Annotated in this window: 18 protein-coding genes; 12 read left to right on the top strand and 6 right to left on the bottom strand. The window is 60.3% G+C overall.

Going from position 1 to position 24,227, the window contains the following annotated elements:
* Positions 1 to 123 precede the first annotated feature (123 nt).
* Positions 124 to 2,043 carry an ATP-binding cassette domain-containing protein gene (locus CAG47_RS01090; RefSeq protein WP_085723085.1) on the top strand — a complete coding sequence of 640 codons (1,920 nt, stop codon included), beginning with the start codon at positions 124 to 126 and terminating at the stop codon, positions 2,041 to 2,043.
* Positions 2,044 to 2,242: 199 nt separating this feature from the next.
* On the opposite strand, the gene CAG47_RS01085 is transcribed toward CAG47_RS01090, so the two are convergent.
* Positions 2,243 to 2,683, bottom strand: coding sequence for a universal stress protein (locus CAG47_RS01085; RefSeq protein ID WP_085723083.1), 441 nt, complete (start codon positions 2,681 to 2,683; stop codon positions 2,243 to 2,245).
* Between the two features lie 104 nt (positions 2,684 to 2,787).
* On the opposite strand from CAG47_RS01085, the gene CAG47_RS01080 reads away from it, so the two are divergent.
* The 7 genes from CAG47_RS01080 (at position 2,788) to CAG47_RS01050 (ending at position 11,390) form a co-directional block, all read left to right on the top strand.
* Positions 2,788 to 3,225, top strand: coding sequence for a hypothetical protein (locus tag CAG47_RS01080; protein WP_085723082.1), 438 nt, complete (start codon positions 2,788 to 2,790; stop codon positions 3,223 to 3,225).
* Between the two features lie 618 nt (positions 3,226 to 3,843).
* A complete protein-coding gene (gene fadB / locus CAG47_RS01075; protein ID WP_085723081.1) occupies positions 3,844 to 5,991 on the top strand; it encodes a fatty acid oxidation complex subunit alpha FadB in 2,148 nt (715 codons plus the stop codon).
* A gap of 29 nt (positions 5,992 to 6,020) precedes the next feature.
* Positions 6,021 to 7,196, top strand: coding sequence for an acetyl-CoA C-acyltransferase FadA (fadA, locus tag CAG47_RS01070; RefSeq protein ID WP_085723080.1), 1,176 nt, complete (start codon positions 6,021 to 6,023; stop codon positions 7,194 to 7,196).
* Between the two features lie 98 nt (positions 7,197 to 7,294).
* A complete protein-coding gene (locus tag CAG47_RS01065) occupies positions 7,295 to 7,531 on the top strand; it encodes a DUF1653 domain-containing protein (RefSeq protein WP_085723079.1) in 237 nt (78 codons plus the stop codon).
* A 114-nt stretch (positions 7,532 to 7,645) separates the two neighbouring features.
* Positions 7,646 to 10,273: a type I DNA topoisomerase gene (gene topA / locus CAG47_RS01060; RefSeq protein ID WP_085723078.1), complete on the top strand. Its 2,628-nt coding sequence runs from the start codon at positions 7,646 to 7,648 to the stop codon at positions 10,271 to 10,273.
* A 263-nt stretch (positions 10,274 to 10,536) separates the two neighbouring features.
* Entirely contained in the window at positions 10,537 to 11,061 is a 525-nt protein-coding gene (locus tag CAG47_RS01055) for a DUF6586 family protein (RefSeq protein ID WP_085723077.1), read from the top strand.
* A 95-nt stretch (positions 11,062 to 11,156) separates the two neighbouring features.
* Entirely contained in the window at positions 11,157 to 11,390 is a 234-nt protein-coding gene (locus CAG47_RS01050) for a hypothetical protein (RefSeq protein ID WP_008023011.1), read from the top strand.
* 84 nt (positions 11,391 to 11,474) lie between these two features.
* Here CAG47_RS01050 and sulA read toward each other — a convergent pair whose 3' ends face one another.
* Entirely contained in the window at positions 11,475 to 11,951 is a 477-nt protein-coding gene (gene sulA, locus CAG47_RS01045; RefSeq protein WP_085723076.1) for an SOS-induced cell division inhibitor SulA, read from the bottom strand.
* Between the two features lie 10 nt (positions 11,952 to 11,961).
* A complete protein-coding gene (gene lexA / locus CAG47_RS01040; protein ID WP_085723075.1) occupies positions 11,962 to 12,570 on the bottom strand; it encodes a transcriptional repressor LexA in 609 nt (202 codons plus the stop codon).
* 229 nt (positions 12,571 to 12,799) lie between these two features.
* On the opposite strand from lexA, the gene CAG47_RS01035 reads away from it, so the two are divergent.
* The 3 genes from CAG47_RS01035 to CAG47_RS01025 all read left to right on the top strand — a co-directional run bounded on the left by CAG47_RS01035 (position 12,800) and on the right by CAG47_RS01025 (position 15,426).
* Entirely contained in the window at positions 12,800 to 13,507 is a 708-nt protein-coding gene (locus CAG47_RS01035) for a TetR/AcrR family transcriptional regulator (RefSeq protein WP_085723074.1), read from the top strand.
* Positions 13,508 to 13,665: 158 nt separating this feature from the next.
* Positions 13,666 to 14,676: a beta-N-acetylhexosaminidase gene (gene nagZ / locus CAG47_RS01030; protein WP_085723073.1), complete on the top strand. Its 1,011-nt coding sequence runs from the start codon at positions 13,666 to 13,668 to the stop codon at positions 14,674 to 14,676.
* 12 nt (positions 14,677 to 14,688) lie between these two features.
* Positions 14,689 to 15,426, top strand: coding sequence for an S-methyl-5'-thioinosine phosphorylase (locus CAG47_RS01025; protein ID WP_085723072.1), 738 nt, complete (start codon positions 14,689 to 14,691; stop codon positions 15,424 to 15,426).
* Between the two features lie 155 nt (positions 15,427 to 15,581).
* On the opposite strand, the gene CAG47_RS01020 is transcribed toward CAG47_RS01025, so the two are convergent.
* The 3 genes from CAG47_RS01020 to mfd are packed head-to-tail and all read right to left on the bottom strand — an operon-like array spanning position 15,582 to position 22,320.
* Complete coding sequence (locus tag CAG47_RS01020) at positions 15,582 to 18,275, bottom strand: DEAD/DEAH box helicase (protein ID WP_085723071.1); 2,694 nt, start codon at positions 18,273 to 18,275, stop codon at positions 15,582 to 15,584.
* A 6-nt stretch (positions 18,276 to 18,281) separates the two neighbouring features.
* Positions 18,282 to 18,860, bottom strand: coding sequence for a CsiV family protein (locus tag CAG47_RS01015; RefSeq protein WP_085723070.1), 579 nt, complete (start codon positions 18,858 to 18,860; stop codon positions 18,282 to 18,284).
* Positions 18,861 to 18,870: 10 nt separating this feature from the next.
* Positions 18,871 to 22,320: a transcription-repair coupling factor gene (gene mfd / locus CAG47_RS01010; RefSeq protein WP_085723069.1), complete on the bottom strand. Its 3,450-nt coding sequence runs from the start codon at positions 22,318 to 22,320 to the stop codon at positions 18,871 to 18,873.
* Between the two features lie 363 nt (positions 22,321 to 22,683).
* Between mfd and CAG47_RS01005 the strand changes: the two genes are divergently transcribed.
* Complete coding sequence (locus CAG47_RS01005; protein ID WP_085723068.1) at positions 22,684 to 24,147, top strand: glyceraldehyde-3-phosphate dehydrogenase; 1,464 nt, start codon at positions 22,684 to 22,686, stop codon at positions 24,145 to 24,147.
* Positions 24,148 to 24,227 lie beyond the last annotated feature (80 nt).

The following is a 24,227-nucleotide window of genomic DNA, read 5'->3' as shown; positions in this document are numbered from 1 at the left end:
GCTTTGCGGATCTTCCCGCATCAGTTCGCAACATTTGTCGTTCAGAGTGCTGAGACAGTGAAATTGCCGGCCTCCTGAAGCCTCAAGTCGGGTAGAATGCGCGCCCGGTTTTTGGAGAAGCTCATGACCCTGCTCAAATTCAGCGATGTGTCCCTTGCTTTCGGCGCCATGCCGTTGTTGGACAAGGTGTCCTGGCAGATCGCCCGTGGAGAGCGGGTGTGCATCATCGGCCGCAACGGCACTGGCAAGTCCAGCATGATGAAGCTCGTCAAGGGCGACCAGAAGCCCGATGACGGCTCCGTTTGGCGCGCACCCGGGCTCAAGATCGGCGAATTGCCGCAAGAATTGCCGGTGGCCGACGAGCGGACAGTTTTCGACGTAGTGGCCGAAGGCCTGGACGGCGTTGGTGCGTTGCTCGCCGAATATCACCACCTGAGCCAGAACATCGTCACTGACGCCGATCTGGAAAAGCTGATGCATGTCCAGCACGACCTCGAAGCCCGCGATGGCTGGCGCCTGCAGACCTTGGTCGACAGCACCCTGAGCCGCCTGCAACTGCCGGCCGACAAGACCCTGGCCGAGTTGTCCGGCGGCTGGCGTCGTCGTGTCCTGCTGGCCCAGGCTCTGGTGTCCGAGCCGGACCTGTTGCTGCTCGACGAACCGACCAACCACCTGGACATCGGTGCTATCGCCTGGCTCGAAGAAGCGCTGAAGGATTTCCAGGGCGCCGTGCTGTTCATCACGCACGACCGTTCTTTCCTGCAGAACCTGGCCACCCGCATCCTTGAACTTGATCGCGGCGGCCTGATCGACTGGAACGGCGACTACGCCAGCTTCCTCGTCCACAAGGAAGCCGTGCTGGCAGCCGAAGAAACCGCCAACGCACTGTTCGACAAGCGCCTGGCCCAGGAAGAAGTGTGGATTCGCCAGGGCATCAAGGCCCGTCGCACCCGTAACGAAGGCCGCGTACGTGCGCTCAAAGCCTTGCGTGTCGAACGCAGCGAACGCCGTGAGCGTACCGGCAAGGCCAATATTCAGCTGGAAACCGCCGAAAAGTCCGGCAAGCAGGTGATGGTGCTCGAGGACGTGAGTTTCGCTCACCCGGGCGGGCCGTTCCTGATCAAGGACTTCTCCATGGTGTTGCAGCGCGGCGACCGTATCGGTCTGCTCGGCGCCAACGGTACGGGCAAGACCACGTTGTTGAAGCTGATGCTCGGCGGTCTGCAACCGACCAGCGGCAAGGTGGAAGAGGGCACGAAGATCGACGTTGCCTACTTCGATCAGTTGCGCCACCAGCTGGATCTGGAAAAAACCGTGATCGACAACGTGGCCGAAGGTCGCGACTTCATCGAAATCGACGGCCAGAGTCGTCATGTGCTGAGCTACCTCGGCGACTTCCTGTTCAGCCCGCAGCGTGCCCGCACGCCGGTCAAGGCGCTGTCCGGTGGTGAGCGTGCCCGTCTGTTGCTGGCCAGGCTGTTCAGCAAGCCGGCGAACCTGCTGGTGCTCGATGAGCCGACCAACGACCTTGACGTTGAAACCCTCGAGCTGCTCGAAGAGGTCCTACTGACCTTCAGCGGCACCGTACTGATGGTCAGCCACGACCGGGCATTCCTCGACAACGTGGTCACCAGTACCCTGGTTTTCGAAGGTGAAGGCAAGGTTCGCGAATACGTCGGCGGTTACCAGGACTGGCTGCGTCAGGGCGGCTCGCCGCGTCTGCTGGGCGTGACCGAGAGCAAGTCCGGCAAGGCCGACCTGAACTCCGCGATCGTCAAGGCCGAGCCGGCACCGGTCGCGCCAGTCGTCGAAGCGCCGGCGGCGAAGAAGAAGCTCAGCTACAAGTTGCAGCGTGAGCTGGAAGCGTTGCCAGGGCAGATCGACGACATGGAGCAGCAGATCGCTGCTGTTGAAGCGCAGATGGCGGATGCCGGTTTCTACCTGCGTCCTGCTGCCGAAACCACTGCGGTGATCGCCCAGCTGTCGCAGTTGCAGGCTGAGCTCGACGTGATGGTCGAGCGTTGGGCCGAGCTGGATGCCTGATTGATCTGGCAATAAAAAGCCCGGCGCTCAGTGATGAGCGCCGGGCTTTTTCACGTTTGAATGCGTGGCCTGGACCTGTAGGAGCGAGCAGGCTCGCGATGGTCGTCAACGATGACGCTGGATGCCTGACACCCCGCGGTGCCCTGTTGTCCATCGCGAGCGTGCCGCAAGCGGGCACCCGCTCCTACAGGGGTAGCGTTTAGCTTTTGTTTTGCAGGCGCACCGCCAGCACATCACAAGGCGCGCCATGCAGCACGTCATTGGCGGTGGAACCCAGCAGCAGTGCCAGGCCATGCCGGCCATGGCTGCCCACCACGATCAGGTCGCAGGTTTGCTCCTTGGCCAGGTGGTGGATTTCCTGGCGTGGCTGGCCGTAGGTCAGGTGGCAGTTGGCGCCTTCGAGTTCGGCGTATTTGTGCTTGAGGCGCTCCAGGCGCTCCTTGGCCTGATCGAACTGCTGCTGTTGCAGTTGTGACAGGTCCATCGGCACGTCACCGCCGAAGGCCATCGCCATCGGTTCGACAATGTGCACCAGTGACAATTTCGCGCCGTTGCTCACCGACAGTTCGCGAGCGCGGTGGATGACAGGGTCGCACTCTTCGGTCAGATCTACAGCGACCAGAATATGGTTGTAGGGCATGAGGTGCTCCTCCTGAGGGTTGCAATATTGGTAAGTATGGCTGGTTTCAAGCGCATTGGTTCCAAAGTGACACAATGGGCTCATCAAGAATCGGGAGTACAGATATGACGGTCTGGATAGTGGTGTCAATCCTGCTGGTGGTACTCAGCCCGCTGGCATGGTTGCGCCCGTCACGTGCCCAGAGTGGGCGCATCGCCCTGCGGATGGAGGCCCGGCGCATTGGCCTGGCCATGCAACTGGCACCCCAGGAGTGGCCGCACTGGCTGAGCCAGGAGCCGCCTAACCCTTGCGCCCAGTACCATCGCCCGCGGCGTGGCAATCAGGCGGCGTGCTGGAGTTACTGGCAAAAATCACCGGGTATCTGGGTGAACCAATGGCAGGAACTCTGTGAAGATCGGGTGCTGCTCAATCATTTCGAAAAATTGCCGGGCAATGTCTACAAGGTTGAGGCTGACAAGCAAATGATCGCCTTGTATTGGGGCGAAAAGGGCGAGGCCGACGTGCTCCAACAAATCGATGTCACCCTCAAGGCGCTCGCCTGATCCCCGTTCCCTGTAGGAGCGGGTGCCCGCTTGCGGCATGCTCGCGATGGACGCAAGAACACCGCTGGGTGTCAGGCGTCCCGCGTCATCGTTGACGACCATCGCGAGCATGCTCGCTCCTACAGGTTGAGCAAATAAAAAGCCCGACAACATCATCGGGCGGGATGGCCAGGCAGGCCGGTAATTCGATTTTGTGTCCTCTCACACCTGGCGCTCGCCAGCAGCGTTCAAATTTCCCCTGAGGTTTCGCCAGCGTAGCTTGTCAAACAAAGGCTGCAGCGAATTAGGGCGACTTTTCTAATGATTGATCCTATGAATGTCACTGCATGCAAACGCATGTTTCAGGTCGTTGTCCTACAGAAATGACCGCAAAGTCGCGTTTCACCCCGCATTTTGGGCGATTGACAATTGTCGGAAATTCCGTGAAGGTGACGTACCCAAATCAAACGGGCGTATGAATTGAGCGTTTGTATTTCAGACCGCTCCTACAGAATCCCGACTATCGCGTTGGCGGGTGTGCCGGGTGGATAGGCGTAGCATTGACGATCAACGTCCCTGCCAAGCCATCGCCTGCGTCCGACGTGTACTGTTCAGCTTCCATATCGTGGAGATCAGTTGATGATTTACGAAGGTAAAGCCATCACGGTTAAGGCTCTTGAAAGTGGCATCGTCGAACTGAAGTTCGACCTCAAGGGTGAGTCCGTCAACAAGTTCAACCGTCTAACCCTGAACGAACTGCGTCAGGCCGTAGACACCATCAAGGCAGATGCTTCGATCAAGGGCGTGATCGTCAGCAGTGGCAAGGACGTATTCATCGTCGGCGCCGACATCACCGAATTTGTCGACAACTTCAAGCTGCCGGATGCCGAGCTGGTTGCTGGCAATCTCGAAGCCAACAGGATTTTCAGCGATTTCGAAGACCTCAATGTCCCGACCGTAGCCGCGATCAACGGCATCGCATTGGGTGGCGGTCTGGAAATGTGCCTGGCTGCGGACTACCGCGTCATGTCCACCAATGCCAAGATCGGCCTGCCGGAAGTCAAGCTGGGCATCTACCCGGGCTTCGGCGGTACAGTGCGCCTGCCGCGCCTGATCGGTACCGACAATGCCATCGAGTGGATCGCCGCGGGCAAGGAAAACCGTCCTGAAGACGCGCTGAAAGTCGGCGCTGTCGACGCAGTGGTTGCTCCAGAGAAGTTGCAAGAGGCCGCGCTGGAACTGATCAAGCGCGCCATTTCCGGTGAGTTCGACTACAAGGCCAAGCGCCAGCCGAAGCTGGAAAAGCTGAAGCTGAACGCTATCGAACAAATGATGGCTTTCGAAACCGCCAAAGGTTTCGTGGCAGGCCAGGCTGGCCCGAACTACCCGGCGCCGGTCGAAGCGATCAAGACCATCCAGAAAGCTGCGAACTTCGGTCGCGACAAGGCGCTGGAAATCGAAGCGGCCGGTTTCGTCAAGTTGGCCAAGACCTCTGCCGCGCAGAGCCTGGTCGGCCTGTTCCTGAACGATCAGGAACTGAAGAAAAAGGCCAAGGCCTACGATGAAATCGCCAAGGACGTGAAGCAGGCCGCCGTACTGGGCGCCGGCATCATGGGTGGCGGTATCGCCTACCAGTCGGCTTCCAAAGGCACGCCGATCCTGATGAAGGACATCAACGAGCACGGTATCGAGCAGGGGCTGGCCGAAGCCGCCAAACTGCTGGTTGGCCGCGTCGATAAAGGCCGCATGACCGCCGCGAAAATGGCTGAAGTGCTCAACGGCATTCGTCCGACCCTGTCGTACGGTGATTTCGGTCACGTGGACCTGGTGGTTGAAGCCGTAGTCGAGAACCCGAAGGTCAAGCAGGCCGTACTCGCCGAAGTCGAAGCCCAGGTCAAAGAGGGCACTATCCTCGCCTCCAACACCTCGACCATTTCCATCACCTTGCTGGCCAAGGCCCTCAAGCATCCGGAAAACTTCGTCGGCATGCACTTCTTCAACCCGGTGCACATGATGCCGCTGGTGGAAGTGATCCGAGGCGAGAAGTCCAGCGAGCTGGCGGTAGCCACCACCGTTGCCTACGCCAAGAAAATGGGCAAGAACCCGATCGTCGTCAACGACTGCCCGGGCTTCCTGGTCAACCGCGTGCTGTTCCCGTACTTCGGCGGTTTCGCCAAGCTGGTCAGCGCCGGTGTGGACTTCGTCCGTATCGACAAGGTCATGGAGAAATTCGGCTGGCCGATGGGCCCGGCGTACCTGATGGACGTGGTTGGTATCGACACCGGTCACCATGGTCGTGACGTGATGGCCGAGGGCTTCCCGGACCGCATGAAGGACGACCGTCGTTCGGCCGTCGACGTGCTCTACGAAGCCAAGCGCCTGGGCCAGAAGAACGGCAAGGGTTTCTACGCCTACGAGGCCGACAAGAAGGGCAAGCAGAAGAAAGTCGCCGATCCTTCGGTGCTGGAAGTGCTCAAGCCGATCGTTTACGAGCAGCGCGAAGTCACCGACGAGGACATCATCAACTGGATGATGATCCCGCTGTGCCTGGAGACCGTGCGTTGCCTGGAAGACGGCATCGTCGAAACCGCTGCCGAAGCCGACATGGGTCTGGTCTACGGTATTGGTTTCCCTCCATTCCGCGGCGGCGCACTGCGCTACATCGATTCGATCGGTGTGGCAGCGTTCGTTGCCCTGGCTGACCAGTACGCTGATTTGGGCGCGCTGTACCACCCGACCGCGAAGCTGCGCGAAATGGCCAAAAATGGCCAGAGCTTCTTCGGTTAAGCGCCCCCAACCAGAGTGAGAGTGAACTTATGAGCTTGAATCCTAGAGACGTCGTGATTGTCGACTTCGGTCGTACTCCGATGGGCCGCTCCAAGGGCGGCATGCACCGCAACACCCGCGCTGAAGACATGTCGGCGCACCTGATCAGCAAACTGCTGGAACGCAACGTCAAGGTCGACCCGAACGAAGTCGAAGACGTGATCTGGGGCTGTGTGAACCAGACCCTAGAGCAGGGCTGGAACATCGCGCGCATGGCGTCGCTGATGACCCAGATCCCGCACACGTCGGCCGGCCAGACTGTCAGCCGTCTCTGCGGTTCGTCCATGAGCGCCCTGCACACCGCTGCGCAAGCAATCATGACCGGCAACGGTGACGTTTTCGTCGTTGGTGGCGTCGAGCATATGGGTCACGTGAGCATGATGCACGGTGTCGATCCGAACCCGCACATGTCGCTGTACGCGGCGAAAGCCTCGGGCATGATGGGCCTGACCGCGGAAATGCTGGGCAAAATGCACGGCATCACCCGCGAACAACAGGACGCTTTCGGCCTGCGCTCCCACCAACTCGCCCACAAGGCGACCGTGGAAGGCAAGTTCAAAGACGAAATCATCCCGATGCAGGGCTACGACGAGAACGGTTTCCTGAAAACCTTCGACTACGACGAAACCATTCGTCCGGAAACCACCCTGGAAAGCCTGGCGGCACTCAAGCCAGCGTTCAATCCAAAGGGCGGCACCGTGACAGCCGGTACCTCGTCGCAGATCACCGACGGTGCTTCGTGCATGATCGTGATGTCGGCGCAACGCGCACAGGACCTGGGTATCCAGCCTATGGCGGTGATTCGCTCGATGGCAGTGGCAGGTGTGGATCCGGCAATCATGGGCTATGGTCCAGTACCGGCCACACAAAAAGCACTGAAGCGCGCGGGTCTGGGTATCTCCGACATCGACTTCTTCGAGCTCAACGAAGCTTTCGCCGCACAGGCCCTGCCAGTGCTGAAAGATCTGAAAGTGCTCGACAAGATGAACGAGAAGGTTAACCTGCACGGTGGCGCGATCGCCCTGGGTCACCCGTTCGGTTGCTCCGGTGCACGTATCTCCGGCACTTTGCTCAATGTGATGAAGCAAAATGGCGGCACCTTCGGGGTGGCCACCATGTGCATTGGTCTCGGCCAAGGCATCTCCACCGTCTTCGAACGCGTTTAAGCGTCTCGTCGATGGAAGCCGGGGCCAAGTGCCCCGGTTTTTGTTTTTCCGGATTTATTTTCTTTTTTGTTTTAAAAAATTTGAGCGAGGGCCAAAGCATGCCGATACAACCTGGGCTCTACCAACATTACAAAGGTCCGCAGTACCGCGTATTCAGTGTCGCGCGGCATTCGGAAACCGAAGAAGAAGTGGTCTTCTATCAAGCCCTGTATGGCGATTACGGCTTTTGGGTGCGTCCCTTGAGCATGTTCCTGGAGTCCGTCGAGGTTGACGGCGAACAGGTGCCACGCTTTGCTTTGGTGCAGGCCGAAGAGAGTCTTTTCAAGAAGCCATAAGCTGAGTCCGCGCAATACCCTGCGCTTGACCTCACCTTGTTGCCACTATATATAGCGGTGCCGCGTCAGGCGCCAATCGCCTTTCACTTCTCGAATTCAGGAATTTTCCGATCCATGGGCAAATCGCTGGTCATTGTGGAATCCCCGGCTAAGGCCAAGACCATCAACAAGTATTTGGGCAACGAATACGTGGTGAAGTCGAGTATCGGCCATATCCGAGACCTGCCCACCAGCGGTTCGGCGAGCGCCAGCAAAGAGCCAGCCGCCAAGCGCGGCAAGGCTGCTGCGGGTGAAGCGCCGGCACTGTCGCCGAAAGAAAAAGCGCGCAAGCAACTGGTCGCGCGCATGGGGGTCGATCCGGATCATGGCTGGAAAGCCAAGTACGAGATCCTCCCGGGCAAGGAAAAAGTCATCGAAGAGCTGCGCCGGCTCGCCAAGGATGCTGACACCATCTATCTCGCAACCGACTTGGACCGCGAGGGGGAAGCCATTGCCTGGCACCTGCGCGAAGCCATCGGTGGCGACGACAGCCGCTACAAGCGCGTGGTGTTCAACGAAATCACCAAGAAGGCGATTCAGGAAGCTTTCTCCCAGCCGGGCGAGCTGGACATCGACCGCGTCAATGCCCAACAGGCGCGCCGCTTCCTCGACCGCGTCGTGGGCTACATGGTTTCACCGCTGTTGTGGGCGAAGATCGCTCGCGGTTTGTCCGCCGGTCGCGTGCAATCGGTTGCCGTGAAGCTGGTGGTTGAGCGCGAACGTGAAATCCGCGCATTCATCCCGGAAGAGTACTGGGAAGTGCACGCCGACCTCGGCACCGCAAAAGGCGCGGCCGTGCGTTTCGACGTCGCTCGTGAAAAAGGCGAAGCCTTCAAGCCGCTCAACGAAGCCCAGGCCATGGCCGCGCTGGAAAAGCTCAAGGCTTCCAGCTACAGCATCGTCAAGCGCGAAGACAAACCGACCAGCAGCAAGCCGTCGGCACCGTTCATCACCTCCACCCTGCAGCAGGCTGCGAGCAACCGCCTGGGCTTCGGTGTGAAGAAAACCATGATGATGGCCCAGCGTCTGTACGAAGCCGGCTACATCACTTACATGCGTACCGACTCGACCAACCTCTCGGTCGATGCCGTAGCGATGGCACGCACTTATATTGAAAGCGAGTTCGGCAAGAAGTACCTGCCGGAAACGCCGAACGTCTACAGCAGCAAGGAAGGCGCACAAGAGGCCCACGAAGCGATTCGTCCGTCCGATGCCAATACCGAGCCAAGCAAGCTGTCGGGCATGGAGCGTGACGCTGAGCGCCTCTACGAGCTGATCTGGCGCCAGTTCCTGGCTTGCCAGATGCTGCCGGCGCAATACCTGTCGACGACCGTCACTGTGGGCGCTGGTGACTTCGAGCTGCGCGCCAAGGGCCGCATCCTGAAGTTCGACGGTTATACCCGTGTCATGCCGCAAATCGCCAAGCCAGGCGACGACGATGTGCTGCCGGACATGGCCCAGGGCGACGCGATGAAGCTGATCAAGCTTGATCCGACCCAGCACTTCACCAAGCCGCCGGCGCGTTACTCGGAAGCCAGCCTGGTAAAAGAAATGGAAAAACGCGGCATCGGTCGTCCTTCGACCTACGCAGCGATCATTTCGACCATCCAGGACCGCGGCTACGTGGCGCTGCACAACCGTCGTTTCTATTCGGAAAAGATGGGTGACATTGTCACCGAGCGTCTGGCGGAAAGCTTTTCCAACCTGATGGACTACGGCTTCACCGCCGGCATGGAAGAGCATCTCGATGATGTGGCCCAGGGCGAGCGCGACTGGAAAAACGTGCTCGATGAGTTCTACGGCGACTTCAAGAACAAACTCGAAGTAGCCGAAAGCCCGGAAAGCGGCATGCGTGCCAACCAGCCGGTGATGACCGACATTCCGTGCACCACCTGCGGTCGTCCAATGCAGATCCGTACGGCGTCGACCGGCGTGTTCCTCGGTTGCTCGGGCTACAGTCTGCCGCCGAAAGAGCGCTGCAAGGCCACCGTCAACCTGGTGCCGGGCGATGAAATCGCCGCGGATGACGAGGGTGAATCGGAATCGCTGGTACTGCGCGGCAAGCATCGCTGCCCGATCTGCAGCACGGCGATGGATGCCTACCTGCTCGATGAGAAGCGCAAGTTGCATATCTGCGGGAACAACCCCGATTGTGATGGCTACGAAATCGAAGAGGGCACTTATCGCATCAAGGGCTATGAAGGTCCGAGCCTGGAGTGCGACAAGTGTGGCAGCGAGATGCAACTCAAGACGGGTCGTTTTGGCAAGTTCTTCGGTTGCACCAATGCCACCTGCAAGAACACTCGCAAGCTGCTCAAGAGCGGTGACGCAGCACCGCCGAAGATGGATCCGGTGAAGATGCCTGAGCTGAAATGCGAAAAGGTCAACGACACCTACATCCTGCGCGATGGTGCCTCCGGCCTGTTCCTGGCGGCCAGCCAGTTTCCGAAGAACCGCGAGACCCGTGCTCCGCTGGTGATGGAAATCATCCCGCACAAGGATGAGATCGATCCGAAGTATCACTTCCTCTGCGAAGCGCCGAAGAAAGATCCCGATGGCCTCCCGGCTGTGATTCGTTACAGTCGCAAGACCAAGGAGCAGTACGTGCAGACCGAAGTCGATGGTAAGCCGACTGGCTGGAAAGCGTTCTACGACGGCGGCAAGTGGGTGGTCGAAGACAAGCGCCCCGGCGCGAAGCCTTAACTGTAACGAAAAGGCCGCATGCAACCATGCGGCCTTTTTTGTGTTTGCGATTAACTGACCTGTAGGAGCGAGTTTACTCGCGATGGTCGTGAGAGCGCCGCTGGAAACCAGGTATCCCGCGTAATCGTTAACGACCATCGTCGGAGCGCCGCCCGGAGTAAACTCGCTCCTACAGGGGGTGGCTGGGCTTGCGACCGGATCGGCTCATCCACGACACTGTCCAACCTGCATGAAGCAATCATTTCGTTGTGGAGGCTGCCGTTATGGCCCACGAACTTTATACCCGTACCAATCAGAAGATTTACTTCGCCGGCTTGTCGCTGGAAGCCCTGGCCCGTACTGAAGAGGGGCGGGCGATGAATTCGCTGGCGCTGATCCAGGCCGGACGCGAATCCGCGCTGTTTCACTTGTATGGTGCGTTGTTGGGCTTGTGTCATGAAATCGCTGGCTTCTATCGCCTGCCTCAGGCCAATGCGCCCCGTGCAGAGTTGTTGCTGACGCGCGAAGTGCTGGAAACCATCGCCATTCCGGAAATGGCTGAGCTGATCGAACTGGCCAGTAACCCGGAAACCTGGCTGGCCAAGCTATTGGCCGCTCATGCTGCGCTGTTTCAGCCGCCTCGCGCGCCGCACAAGCCGAAAGGGGACGTGACCCAGCCGCTGATTCAGGCTGTCAATCTGGATGAAGAAGAGGCGCCGGAGGAACTGAGCCTGGAGGAGCTGGAGAGCTGGCGTCAGAACCTGAAAGCGCTGGCGATCCGGTTTCGTGAAGGGTTGAACGAGTGCTGATACAAGCGATTGGGTCATGACATCTGGTCAAGATCCCAAGCGAAACCCGAACGATGCCTATATAATCCCCCGCCTTTCGTGGAGAACAGTCCTTTATGCCAACGTCCTTTCTAGAAATTGTCGAGTTACCAGACGGCCGTATCGAGCTGCGCAGGGCCGAGGACGAGGGTTCTCTGGTTACTTTGGATTTCTCCGAGGACGCCAAAGCGTTCCTGCAAGGGCAGCACGTGGAAGTCGCCAAGGCAATGTTGAGTGTTGGTGTTCAGATGGCGGGACGCCTGGTCGAAGGCGAATTCGACAAGGAAGAGGGGACGCGGGTTCTTCATTGATCCCCGTTCGTCGTTTTCGCTACACATCGGCTTCTCTGCCCTTGGAGAAGCCTCGCGGGGTGAAGCTCGCGCCCTGTCTGTCAGTTAGCCCAAGCGAATATTCAGGCTCTGAGCGTCCCCGGTCCGGGCGGCGCTGATCAGTTGTTGTCGCGATTGGGGGCTCAGCAGATTGATCCAGCTGACTACAGTGTGGCTGCGGCCCAGGCGCAGGGCTTCGCAGGTCAGTTGCTGGGCACTCTGGGTGCCTCTCGGCTGCAGCAGCAGAATGCGTTCGCGGTTGAGGCCGGCATCTCGCAACCAGGCTTGGGTCAGGCTGGCGGGCGGTGCGATCAGTGTCAGCCAGCGTGCGTCCTGGTCCTGGCTCAATTCCCTGAGGATCGGCGCCAGAAGGTTCAGGCAGTTCCCGGCTGCACCACGCAGTGACAGCTCGCTGAAAACGTCGGGTTCGGCGCTCCAGGGAGACTCGACCACGTCTTTCAGAATCGGCGCCAATGGCTGAGCCATGAACGCTTCGAACAACGGCAGTTGGGTTTGCTGTGGTGATGTCTGCGGGAACTGCATGGTGCCTCCTTTAGCGGCGAATGACGCCGACACTCAAGCCTTCGATCACCAGTTCCTGGTCTTGAAGGTTCACTTCAATAGGGGCGAACTCGGGGTTCTCGGCGATCAGCCAGACTTTGCTGCCATCACGCTTGAAGCGCTTGACGGTCACTTCGTCGCCGATTCGCGCCACCACGATCTGGCCGTTGCGGGCCTCGCGGGTGGTGTGGACCGCCAGCAAGTCGCCGTCGAAAATGCCGATATCCTTCATGCTCATCCCGTGGACGCGCAGCAGGTAGTCGGCGCGCGGATGGAAGAATGCCGGGTTGATGTTGCAGGACTCTTCGATGTGCTGCTGAGCAAGAATCGGGGCGCCGGCTGCGACCCGGCCAATGATCGGCAGGGTGGAGTCGTCGGCCTTGGCTTCGAGGCCCGGGATGCGAATGCCACGGGAGGCGCCCGGCGTCATCTCGATTGCACCCTTGCGTGCCAGGGCCTTGAGGTGTTCTTCGGCGGCGTTGGGCGACTTGAATCCCAGCTCCTGAGCGATTTCCGCACGGGTCGGCGGGTAGCCGTTGTCTTCCAGGCAGCGTTTGATGAAGGCCAGAATCTCGGCTTGGCGTGGCGTCAGTTTTAGCATGTTGATCGCTCTGTTTTTTTATACAGTGACTGGGATTATATACAGTGAGGCGGTCTTGGCAATGCTCCATTTTTCGAAGGCCGCCGGACGGTCATTCAGTCAGTGGATTGAAGCTTCGCCGTTGTGTGGTTAAATGTCTGACCGACCATTCCCGAAACGAACTGCCAGACTTGACAAGGCACAGGTTGAAACGTATGTTTCAAACAAGTGTTTGTCAGGCGGAGTAGCCATGGCCCAGTCGGAAACCGTTGAACGCATTCTTGATGCAGCCGAGCAGTTGTTCGCGGAAAAAGGTTTCGCCGAAACCTCATTGCGCCTGATCACCAGCAAGGCCGGTGTCAATCTGGCGGCGGTGAACTATCACTTCGGTTCGAAGAAGGCGTTGATCCAGGCGGTTTTCTCCCGGTTCCTCGGACCGTTCTGCCTCAGTCTCGATAAAGAGCTGGAGCGGCGTCAGGCCAAGCCTGAAATCAGGCCGACGCTCGAAGAGCTGTTGGAGATCCTCGTCGAGCAGGCCCTGGTGGTGCAGCCGCGCAGTGGCAACGACCTGTCTATCTTCATGCGTTTGCTGGGACTGGCGTTCAGTCAGAGCCAGGGGCACCTGCGTCGTTATCTGGAAGACATGTACGGCAAGGTATTCCGCCGCTACATGATGCTGGTCAACGAAGCGGCACCACGCATTCCTCCCATCGAGCTGTTCTGGCGCGTGCACTTCATGCTCGGTGCCGCGGCGTTCAGCATGTCCGGTATCAAGGCCTTGCGTGCAATTGCGGAAACCGACTTCGGCGTGAACACCTCGATCGAGCAGGTCATGCGCCTGATGGTGCCGTTCCTGGCTGCCGGCATGCGCGCCGAGTCCGGTGTGACTGATCCGGCCATGGCCACGGCTCAGTTGCGTCCACGCAGCAAATCGACGCCGGTTGCCGCCAAGGTTTAACCACGCACAGGTGGGCGCGGCAGCCGACATCCGCTAAGCTAGCCGCCCATGCCGACTCTCGTTCTGAACCCGTTCCCCATCGAACTCGCCAATCTGCCGGGCCATGCCCTTGGCGGCGAATTCGTGTGGGTCGGGTTTTCTGTTATCAAGGAATTCTTATGACTGCTGGCTTGCAAGGCTCGTTGATGGTGGACGTCGCCGGTACCTGGCTGACGGCTGAAGATCGCCAATTGTTGCGCCAGCCCGAAGTGGGCGGCTTGATCATCTTTGCTCGCAATATCGAGCATCCTCGGCAGGTGCGCGAGCTGAGTGCAGCCATTCGCGCCATCCGTCCCGATTTGTTGCTGGCTGTGGATCAGGAGGGCGGTCGCGTGCAGCGCCTGCGCCAGGGCTTCGTGCGCTTGCCCGCCATGCGCGCCATTGCCGACAACCCGAATGCCGAGTACCTGGCCGAACAGTGCGGCTGGATCATGGCGACCGAAGTACTGGCCGTTGGCCTGGACCTGAGCTTCGCCCCGGTGCTCGATCTCGATTACCAGCGCAGCGCCGTGGTGGGTACCCGTTCGTTCGAGGGTGATCCGGAGCGTGCCGCCCTGTTGGCCGGTGCATTCATTCGCGGGATGAACAGCGCGGGCATGGCGGCGACCGGAAAGCATTTCCCCGGCCACGGCTGGGCTGAAGCGGATTCTCATGTGGCGATCCCGAATGATGAGCGCACTCTCGATGAGATCCGCGCCAACGACCTGGTGCCGTTCGCCAAACTGAGCAAGCAACTGGCTGCGGTCATGCCGGCCCACGTTATTTATCCACAAGTCGATTCCCAGCCCGCTGGCTTCTCCCGTCGCTGGTTGCAGGACATCCTGCGCGGCGAGTTGCAGTTCGATGGCGTGATTTTCAGCGACGACCTGTCCATGGCGGGCGCTCATGTGGTCGGCGATGCCGCCAGCCGAATCGAGGCAGCGTTGACTGCCGGTTGCGATATGGGGCTGGTGTGCAACGACCGTGCGGCCGCCGAGCTTGCCCTGAGCGCTGCCCAGCGTCTGAAGGTCAAGCCATCCGGGCGCATTGCGCGGATGCGCGGCCAGTCGTTCGCCAGCACCGAATACCGTCAGGACCCACGCTGGCTGGCCGCTGTCGGCGCGCTCAAAGAAGCTCAATTGATTGATTAAGGACTGTTCGTTATGACGGTTTATGCGATTATCGGCGGCACTGGCCTGACTCAGCTCGAAGGCCTGAGCATTCGCCAGTCACTGGCAGTGGACACACCTTATGGTGCCCCTTCGGCCGAAGTGCAGATCGGTGAATACGCTGGCAAGGAAGTGCTGTTCCTCGCACGTCACGGTCATCCGCACCGTTTCCCGCCGCATCAGGTGAATTACCGCGCCAACCTCTGGGCGCTGAAACAGGCGGGCGCCGAGGCGATTCTGGCGGTGAATGCCGTGGGCGGTATTCATTCTGCGATGGGCACCGGGTATTTCTGTGTGCCACATCAACTGATCGACTACACCAGCGGTCGCCAGCACACCTATTTCGCCGACGACCTGGAGCAGGTCACCCACATCGATTTCAGCTATCCGTACAGCGAACCGCTGCGCCAGCAGCTTATTGCGGCATTGGCGGCCGAAGGCGTCGGTTACAGCACGCACGGTGTGTACGCCTGCACCCAGGGGCCGCGCCTGGAAACCGTTGCTGAAATCGCGCGCCTGGAGCGTGACGGCTGCGACATCGTCGGCATGACCGGTATGCCGGAAGCCGCACTGGCCCGCGAACTGGAGCTGGATTACGCCTGCCTGGCGCTTGTGGTGAACCCTGCGGCGGGCAAGTCGACGGCGGTAATCACCATGGCCGAGATCGAGCAGGCATTGCATGACGGCATGGGCAAGGTGAAGTCGACATTGGCGCGGGTGCTCAAGGGCTGAGTCAGGCCTGGCACCGAGTCGCTTTCTTCGCGGGCAAGTCGGATCGCCGCACCGCCGCTCCCACAGGTTCGGTGTCGTTTGCAGGAATTGTGCTCGACGCGGTCACTGTGGGAGCGGGCTTGCTCGCGAAGAGGCCGGTTCAGACACCGAAAGTCTCAGCGTTTTTCGAGGTTGTCGGGCAGTGGCGCAAACAGCGCCTCGATATCATCGCTCTGCAGTTTCCAGTCCCCGGCCTTGCGCCCGTCCAGAACACCGGCCGCGAGGTCGGATTTTTCCTTTTGCAGGTGCTGAATCTTTTCTTCCACCGTGCCGCGCGCAATCAATTTATAGACGAACACCGGCTTCTCCTGGCCGATGCGATACGCCCGGTCGGTCGCCTGGTTTTCCGTCGCCGGGTTCCACCACGGGTCGTAATGAATCACCGTGTCCGCTTCGGTCAGGTTCAAGCCAACGCCGCCGGCCTTCAGGCTGATCAGAAATATCTGACGCTTGCCGCTCTGGAATTCCTTCACCGGCGTGCGGCGATCACGGGTCTGGCCGGTCAGCAGGGCATAGGCCACACCGCGTTTGTTCAATTCGTCTTCGATCAGCGACAGCATTGAGGTGAACTGCGAGAACAGCAGGATCCGCCGACCTTCTTCAAACAACTCTTCGAGCATTTCCATCAGGCTGTCGAGCTTGCCGGATGTGCTGCCACGGCTCGGCAGGGTTGCCTCGTTGACCAGGCGCAAATCGCAGCAGACCTGGCGCAGCTTGAGCAGCGCTTCCAGAATGATGATCTGGCTGCGGGCCACGCCTTTGCGGGTGATTTCGTCGCGCACTTTCTTGTCCATGGCCAGGCGCATGGTTTCGTACACATCGCGCTGGGCTTCGTTGAGTTCGACCCAGTGGATGATCTCGGTTTTCGGTGGCAGTTCGGTGGCCACCTGTTCCTTGGTGCGACGCAGCAGGAAAGGTTTGATCCGGCCATTGAGGTGCTGGAGCCTGACCTCGCTGGTGCGCTTTTCAATCGGCACGCGGTAATCGCGATTGAAGCTTTTGACGTCGCCGAGCCAGCCGGGCAGGAGGAAGTGAAACAGCGACCACAACTCGCCGAGATGGTTTTCCAGCGGCGTGCCGCTCAGGCACAGGCGCTGACGGGCATTGAGTTCGCGGGCGGCCTGTGCAGCCTTGCTGCCTGGGTTCTTGATGTACTGCGCTTCATCCAGCACCAGTATGTGCAAAGGCTGCGCCGCCAGGCGTTCGACATCCTTTGGCAGCAGGGCGTAGGTGGTCAGGATCAGATCGTAATCAGCCAGCTTGTCGAAGTGTTTTTTGCGACTGGCACCGTAGAGCGCCAGCACTTTGAGCTGCGGTGTAAAGTGCGCCGCTTCGTCGAGCCAGTTGGGGATCAGGCTGGTCGGCATCACGACCATGCACGGTCGATCGAGACGGCCGGCGTTTTTCTCGCTCAGAACGTGAGCCAGTGTCTGCAAGGTTTTGCCCAGGCCCATGTCGTCCGCGAGAATTCCACCCACTTCCAGTTGCCGCAGCGATTGCATCCAGCTCAAGCCTTCGAGCTGATAGGGCCGCAGCGTCGCATTCAGGCCCTCCGGGGCGGTGGCCGTGTGGTCCTTGATGTCGCGCAGGCGCTGGGCAAAGGTGCGGATCTGTTCTCCGCCCTCCCAGAGCAGTGGCATGTCTTCCAGCGGGTTCAGGCGCGTGGCATCGGCCTTGCTCAGGCGCAGCGTGGTTTCGCCGGGCTCCTGCAGGTAGAACTCACCAAGGGTTGCCAGCACTGGCTTCAAGCGGCCGAAGGGCAGGGCGACCTGCAGCGGGCCGTGTCCGGAGTTCGGGCGACTGGGGATGTTGACCAGGATCAGTTCGTCATCTCGTCGCCGGGCGAGGCGCTCCGGGTTGAGGATTTCCGTATGGGAGCGCATCAGGTTGAGCAGGATCGGCAACAGGCTCAGGCGTTCGCCGTTGACGATGATTCCCAGTTCCAGGTCGAACCAGTCGCGCTCGGGGACCTGTTCGACCGTGGCGTACCAGTCGTCCACGGCGGTCAGGTCGAAACCGAAGTCCTCGTCGATCTGCAATTCCCAACCCTGGGTGCGCAGCTTTGGCAGTTCATTGAGGGTAAAGGTCAACCAGGCGCTGTCATTGACCATCTCGAACAGTTCGCCGGCACTTTCCGGCAGGGCCTTGCTTTGCCGGGTGGCGACCTTGAAGCCAAGGATTCGTAACTGCTCCCGGTAGGATTGTTCCACTTCCGGATGGCGTTTTATTCGCAGTGTCTGGGCTTCCTGGCGTATCAGGATGTCGGCGTTTTTCTGTCCGGAAACGTACTCGTCCAGGTAACTGAAAGACAGCGCCGCTCGATGCTGGATATAGCGCTGCATTCGGCCGTTGCGCGGCTCGAATGCACTGAACTCGATGCTGGCCAGCCACAGGCGCGGGACGGGCTGCACATTGTCCACCAACACTTGCGGCGGGGCTTTCGGGCTGCGGTTTTCCAGGACGGCCTGGAGTTTTTCCAGGAGTTCGGCGTCCTTGGCTGCAGCGGGGTAGTCGAGGGTTTCCTGCACTTGCAGGAGTACCGCCGCGCAATGTTTGCAGTTGCTATGGACTGGGCACGAACACGTGGCGTCGACCATCAGCAGCGTGCCTTTGGCTGACTCGCGCAAGCGAATGGTCTGACGGTAAAGGTTACCGCCAGAGCCTTCACATGCGGCGACTATGGTTGCATCGCCGGCTTCGACGATCCTGACCCGATTCTCCAGCGCGTAGCGGCGGCCACGCTCCAGGCTCTGTTCCTTGAATCGGCTGACCCATGACGGTGCCAGGGGTTTGCTCAGGGTCGCGGACATGGGGAATCAGTCCGGAATTTCTTCGGGGACTGGCCGAGGTGCTGGGGTGGAGAGCGAGGTGATCTTGATCAGCAGGCCGAGGTGGCCGGCATCGAGGAAATTCAACTGCCCGTTTTTGGTGTGGCTGTCTGTCTTGAGGCGTTCGCTGGCGGTGACCAGGCCATCTTCATTGATCTGGTTGACCCAGAAATCGGCCTCGACGTCGGTGAAGCGCCCCTGCTTGATGCTCAACGTGCCCTCGATCGGGAATTGGCCGAATTGTTCCTTGCCGTCGCTGATCGCGACCTTGTGGGCCTCCTCGCCAAGGTTCTGTTGCCAGGCCTTGTGCAGCAGCACCGTGTAGTCGGCGCTGCTGGTGAGTTTTTGCACCTCGCCGTTCAAGCTCGGCGTACGCAGGCTGTCGGGGCTGACGGGGTGGGCGCCAGCTGCCCAGTCTTCCGGAGCGGCGCGGCTGACAATCGCCGGCACTGCGTTTTGACGGACCAGAATCATTTCGACCTGATACAGGTCGTCGGCAAATGCCGTGGAGGTCACCAGGGCTGGCATCAACAGGGTCAGCAAGGTCAGGGAGCGAAACAGGCGCATGCGGCGTCCTTCAAGCAGTTTTCGGAACGAGGCGCTCGAACAGCGCCTCTACAGTATTAAAGCGCTCTTCCGGGCGCTCCATCGGAACCATGAACTTGAACATCGTGGCGCCTTCGAACTTGTAGCGTTTTGGCTGGCTCTGGATCAGTTTGATCAGGGTCAGCGGGTCGACCGGCGTCTGGGCGGCGAACTCGACGCGACCTCCTTGCGGGCCGCCATCGACCTTCTTGATGCCCAGTTGCTCGGCCTGCAGTTTCAGCGCGGTGATGCGGATCAGGTTCTTGGTCGGTTCCGGCAACAGGCCGAAACGATCGATCATCTCCACCTGCAAGTCCTTGAGGCCGTCCTCATCGGTGGCCGAGGCTATGCGCTTGTAGAGAATCAGGCGGGCGTGGACATCCGGCAGATAGTCCTCGGGGATCAACGCCGGTACGCGCAAGTTGACTTCCGGACCACCGCCGAGCGGTTGATCGAGGTTCGGTTGCTCGCCCTTGCGGATCGACTTCACCGCGCGCTCGAGCATTTCCATGTACAGCGTGAAGCCGACGGCCTGGATCTGCCCGCTCTGGCCATCGCCAAGCAGTTCGCCGGCGCCACGGATTTCCAGGTCGTTGGTGGCGAGTACGAAACCCGCGCCGAGGTCCTGGGTGTTGGCGATCGCTTCCAGGCGCTTTTCGGCATCCGGGGTGATTTGCTGGCGCGGTGGCGTCAACAGGTACGCGTAGGCCTGGTGGTGGCTGCGTCCGACCCGGCCGCGCAACTGGTGCAACTGCGCCAGGCCGAACTTGTCGGCGCGCTCGATGATGATGGTGTTGGCGCTCGGCACGTCGATGCCGGTCTCGATGATGGTCGAGGCGATCAGCACGTTGAAGCGCTTGTGGTAGAAGTCGCTCATCACCTGTTCGAGTTCGCGTTCGCGCATCTGCCCGTGACCGATGCCGATCCGTGCTTCCGGTACCAGCTCGGCGAGATCGGCGGCGCATTTCTCGATGGTCTTCACATCGTTGTGCAGGTAATAGACCTGGCCGCCGCGGAGCAATTCACGCAGCAGGGCCTCTTTGACCGTGCTCTTGTTCTGCTCCATGACGAAGGTGCGCACCGACAGGCGGCGGGCCGGCGGCGTGGCGATGATCGACAGGTCGCGCATGCCCGACACCGCCATGTTCAGCGTGCGCGGAATCGGCGTGGCGGTCAGGGTGAGGATGTCGACCTCGCTGCGCAGCGCCTTGAGCTGTTCCTTCTGGCGCACACCGAAGCGGTGTTCTTCGTCGATGATCACCAGCCCGAGGTTTTTGATCTTCACATCGTCCTGCAGCAGCTTGTGCGTGCCGATGACGATGTCGATCTTGCCTTCGGCCAGGTCCGCGACCGCCGCATTCACTTCCTTGGCCGATTTGAAGCGGCTCATCACTTCCACGGTCACCGGCCAGTCGGCGAAGCGGTCGCGGAAGCTGTTGTAGTGCTGCTGGGCAAGCAGGGTGGTCGGTACCAGAATCGCCACCTGGCGACCGCCGTGGACGGCAATGAATGCGGCGCGCATCGCCACTTCGGTCTTGCCGAAGCCGACGTCGCCGCACACCAGGCGGTCCATCGGCTTGGGCGCGAGCATGTCTTCGCGCACCGCTTCGATGGTGACTTGCTGGTCGGGCGTTTCTTCGAACGGGAAACCGGCGCTGAAGGTGGCGTAGTCGGCTTTCGGATCGGCGAAGGCGTAGCCTTCGCGGGCAGCGCGACGGGCATAAATGTCGAGCAGCTCGGCGGCCACGTCACGCACCTGTTCCGCGGCCTTGCGCTTGGCTTTCTGCCAGGTCTCGGAGCCCAGGCGATGCAGCGGGGCCAGGGCATCATCGCTGCCGGTGTAGCGGGCGATCAGGTGCAGGTTGGCCACCGGCACATAAAGCTTGGCGCCTTCGGCGTATTCCAGGGCGAGGAACTCGGCGGTCTGGCTGTCGATTTCCAGGGTTGCCAGGCCGAGATAGCGGCCGACGCCGTGGTCGATGTGCACCACCGGCGCACCTTCGCGCAGCTCGGTGAGGTTCTTGATGACGGCATCGTTGTTGGCATCGGCACGCTTTTCGCGGCGCCGACGCTGCATCACACGCTGGCCGAACAACGGGCTTTCGGCGACGAGGGCCAGGGCCGGGTCGTCGAGCTGCAAGCCCTCATCGAGCGGGGCGATGGTGATCGCCAGACGCTCCTTGCCAGCGACAAAGTCCGGCCAGCTGTCGACGGTTTTCGGTCGCAGCTTCAGGCGTTCCAGCAGTTCCAGCAGTACTTCGCGGCGACCTGCCGATTCGGCGGTAAACAGCACGCGACCGGGAAACTGGTCGAGGAATTGCGCCAGTGCCGCCATGGGCTCAGTGGCCTTGGCTTCGATGGCCAGGTTCGGTAGCTCCTGCGCGGGGAAGCGCTCGCGGCCGACGCCAGGTTCCACGTCCTGCTGGCTGGCGACCACCCGTGGCCAGCTTTTGAGGCGGGCAAAGCAATCTTCTACCGGCAGGAACAATTCGTCTGGCGGTAACAAGGGGCGGGACGGGTCGACGCGACGCTCTTCGTAGCGATTGCGCACATCGTTCCAGAAGTTTTCCGCCGCCTGCTCGATGCCCGGCAGGGAAAACACTTGCGTGTCCTGAGGCAGGTAATCGAACAGCGTCGAGGTTTCTTCGAAGAACAGCGGCAGGTAGTACTCGATGCCGGCCGGCGTAATGCCGCTGCTCAAGTCCTGGAAGATCGGGCAGCGACGGAAATCGACGTCAAAACGCTCGCGGAAGCGCGCCTTGAAACGGGTGACCGCTTCTTTCTGTAGCGGAAACTCCTTGGCCGGCAACAGTTTGACCGAGTCGACTTTGTCGATGGAACGCTGGTTCTCGGGGTCGAAGGTGCGCAGGGTCTCGATTTCGTCGTCGAACAGATCGATGCGATACGGCAGTTTGCTGCCCATCGGGAACAGGTCGATCAGCGAGCCGCGAACGGTGAACTCACCGTGTTCATACACCGTATCGACGTAGCGATAGCCCGTGGCTTCAAGCCGGGTGCGCATTTGCTCGACGTCGAGCTTCTGGCCGATATCCAGCACCAGGCTGCTGCCGAGCAGGAATTTGGTCGGCGCGAGGCGGTGCAGGGCAGTGGTGATCGGCACCACCAGCACGCCATGGCTCAATTCCGGCAGCCGATACAGGCTGGCGATGCGCTGGGAAATGATGTCCTGGTGCGGTGAGAACAGGTCGTAGGGCAGGGTTTCCCAGTCGGGAAAGTGCAGGACGGGCAAATCCGGGGCGAAGAAACCCAGCTCCTGTTCCAGCCGTTCGGCACTTTGGCTGTCGGCGGTCAGCAGCAGGGTAAAGCGCTTGGCAGCGCTGGCAGCCTCGGCGATGGCCAGGCTCAGGGCGGCACCGGGCAGGTTGCCCCAGTGCTGTTTACCTGCCGCGGCAGGGAGAAGCGGTAGACGCAGAACGGGCACGGAAGGTTGAGCTCCAGGCTTTGCGACAAAGTCGGTAATTGTAGCGGTCTACGATGCCGCCTGTCAGTTGCTGGCTGCGTCTAAAGCGCTGCTTTGGCGAAATGTAGTGGTAAAGACAAAATTCGGCGGTTTTTTGCCGAGAATTGCTGAATATGTAGTGGCAAAAACAACGAGTGTTACGGAGGGTTACGGATAAGCAGGCGTGACCTCCAAAAAATTGACTACGCTGCAAGCCCCGGTTTTATTGGGCTGGCGCGAGGCGCAATTTTTTTGAACGACGAGTTGTTACGTAAAGCACGACGGGCGCGCATTGCTACCGCTGTCACTCGGCGGCATAATGTAGCCCCTTTTTTCTGCCCCTACATGTGGAAGGTTCCCGTGACTCAGAAGCCCGACCAGTGTCTTGGTGAATGGATCGACCGTGAAGCACTCGCAGAAGCGATGATTCCGCTTATCGGTCAGCTTTACCGCAATAACAATGTGGTGAGCTCGATCTATGGCCGCAGCCTGATCAATCGTTCAGTCATTGCGATTCTCAAAGCTCACCGCTTTGCTCGTCACCGTCAGTCCGACGAAAGCGAGCTGTCCGTCCACGAAACATTCCCGCTGATCAAGGCGATGAGCGAGCTCAAGCTCGGCGCCGCTTCGGTGGACCTGGGCAAGCTGGCGGCCAAATTCAAGGCCGAAGGCAATGGCCGTACTGCCGAGCAGTTCGTCCGTGAAGAACTGGCCGACGTGGTTGGCCAGCAGAACGCTGCCGCTCGCAAAGGCACCGACGTTGTCCTGTACGGCTTCGGTCGTATCGGCCGTCTGCTGGCGCGCATCCTGATCGAGAAAACCGGTGGTGGCGACGGCCTGCGCCTGCGCGCCATCGTTGTCCGCAAGGGCGCCGAGAACGACCTGGTCAAGCGTGCCAGCCTGCTGCGTCGCGACTCGGTCCATGGTCCGTTCGACGGCACCATCACCATTGATGAGGCCAACAACACCATCACCGCCAACGGCAACCTGATCCAGGTTATCTACGCCAAGAGCCCGGCCGAAGTCGACTACACCCAGTACGGCATCGAAAACGCTCTGATCGTCGACAACACCGGTGTGTGGCGTGACGCCGACGGCCTGGGCCAGCACCTGGCCTGCCCGGGCGCTGCCCGCGTGATCCTCACCGCACCTGGCAAGGGCGCGCTGAAGAACATCGTGCACGGCATCAACCATGGCGATATCAGCGCTGACGACAAGATCATCTCGGCGGCTTCCTGCACCACCAACGCCATCGTGCCGGTGCTCAAGGCAGTCAACGACAAGTACGGCATCGTCAACGGCCACGTCGAAACCGTTCACTCGTTCACCAACGACCAGAACCTGATCGACAACTTCCACAAGGGCAGCCGTCGTGGCCGCGCCGCGCCGCTGAACATGGTCATCACCGAGACCGGTGCCGCCACCGCAGCCGCCAAGGCACTGCCAGTGCTCAAGGGCAAGCTGACCGGCAACGCGATTCGCGTTCCTACGCCGAACGTGTCGATGGCTATCCTGAACCTGAACCTGGAAAAGGCCACCACTCGCGACGAAATCAACGAGTACCTGCGCCAGATGGCCATGCACTCGGACCTGCACAAGCAGATCGACTACGTCAGCTCCCAGGAAGTGGTTTCCACCGACTTCGTCGGCTCGCGCCACGCAGGCGTAGTGGACGCTGAAGCGACCATCACCCAGGATAACCGCGTTGTTCTGTACGTTTGGTACGACAACGAGTTCGGTTACAGCTGCCAGGTGGTTCGTGTGATGGAAGACATGGCCGGTGTAAACCCGCCAGCATTCCCGCGCTAAGCCTTTAGCTGCACGTGAAGCGCCTCGACTTTGGTCGGGGCGTTTTTGTTTGTGCCGGTCACCTTTGACCTGTAGGAGCA

This window comes from Pseudomonas sp. R37(2017), assembly GCF_002113375.1.
GTDB lineage: Bacteria > Pseudomonadota > Gammaproteobacteria > Pseudomonadales > Pseudomonadaceae > Aquipseudomonas.
The sequence above is the reverse complement of the archived record's forward strand: the minus strand, read 5'-3'. Positions and strand labels throughout refer to the sequence as shown.

What these genes read in the sequence shown, in the direction of transcription:
- CAG47_RS01090 (WP_085723085.1), top strand. Translation starts at nt 124, where the DNA reads ATGACCCTGCTCAAATTCAGCGATGTGTCCCTTGCTTTCGGCGCCATG.
- CAG47_RS01085 (WP_085723083.1), bottom strand. Translation starts at nt 2,683, where the DNA reads ATGCCCTACAACCATATTCTGGTCGCTGTAGATCTGACCGAAGAGTGC.
- CAG47_RS01080 (WP_085723082.1), top strand. Translation starts at nt 2,788, where the DNA reads ATGACGGTCTGGATAGTGGTGTCAATCCTGCTGGTGGTACTCAGCCCG.
- fadB (WP_085723081.1), top strand. Translation starts at nt 3,844, where the DNA reads ATGATTTACGAAGGTAAAGCCATCACGGTTAAGGCTCTTGAAAGTGGC.
- fadA (WP_085723080.1), top strand. Translation starts at nt 6,021, where the DNA reads ATGAGCTTGAATCCTAGAGACGTCGTGATTGTCGACTTCGGTCGTACT.
- CAG47_RS01065 (WP_085723079.1), top strand. Translation starts at nt 7,295, where the DNA reads ATGCCGATACAACCTGGGCTCTACCAACATTACAAAGGTCCGCAGTAC.
- topA (WP_085723078.1), top strand. Translation starts at nt 7,646, where the DNA reads ATGGGCAAATCGCTGGTCATTGTGGAATCCCCGGCTAAGGCCAAGACC.
- CAG47_RS01055 (WP_085723077.1), top strand. Translation starts at nt 10,537, where the DNA reads ATGGCCCACGAACTTTATACCCGTACCAATCAGAAGATTTACTTCGCC.
- CAG47_RS01050 (WP_008023011.1), top strand. Translation starts at nt 11,157, where the DNA reads ATGCCAACGTCCTTTCTAGAAATTGTCGAGTTACCAGACGGCCGTATC.
- sulA (WP_085723076.1), bottom strand. Translation starts at nt 11,951, where the DNA reads ATGCAGTTCCCGCAGACATCACCACAGCAAACCCAACTGCCGTTGTTC.
- lexA (WP_085723075.1), bottom strand. Translation starts at nt 12,570, where the DNA reads ATGCTAAAACTGACGCCACGCCAAGCCGAGATTCTGGCCTTCATCAAA.
- CAG47_RS01035 (WP_085723074.1), top strand. Translation starts at nt 12,800, where the DNA reads ATGGCCCAGTCGGAAACCGTTGAACGCATTCTTGATGCAGCCGAGCAG.
- nagZ (WP_085723073.1), top strand. Translation starts at nt 13,666, where the DNA reads ATGACTGCTGGCTTGCAAGGCTCGTTGATGGTGGACGTCGCCGGTACC.
- CAG47_RS01025 (WP_085723072.1), top strand. Translation starts at nt 14,689, where the DNA reads ATGACGGTTTATGCGATTATCGGCGGCACTGGCCTGACTCAGCTCGAA.
- CAG47_RS01020 (WP_085723071.1), bottom strand. Translation starts at nt 18,275, where the DNA reads ATGTCCGCGACCCTGAGCAAACCCCTGGCACCGTCATGGGTCAGCCGA.
- CAG47_RS01015 (WP_085723070.1), bottom strand. Translation starts at nt 18,860, where the DNA reads ATGCGCCTGTTTCGCTCCCTGACCTTGCTGACCCTGTTGATGCCAGCC.
- CAG47_RS01005 (WP_085723068.1), top strand. Translation starts at nt 22,684, where the DNA reads ATGTGGAAGGTTCCCGTGACTCAGAAGCCCGACCAGTGTCTTGGTGAA.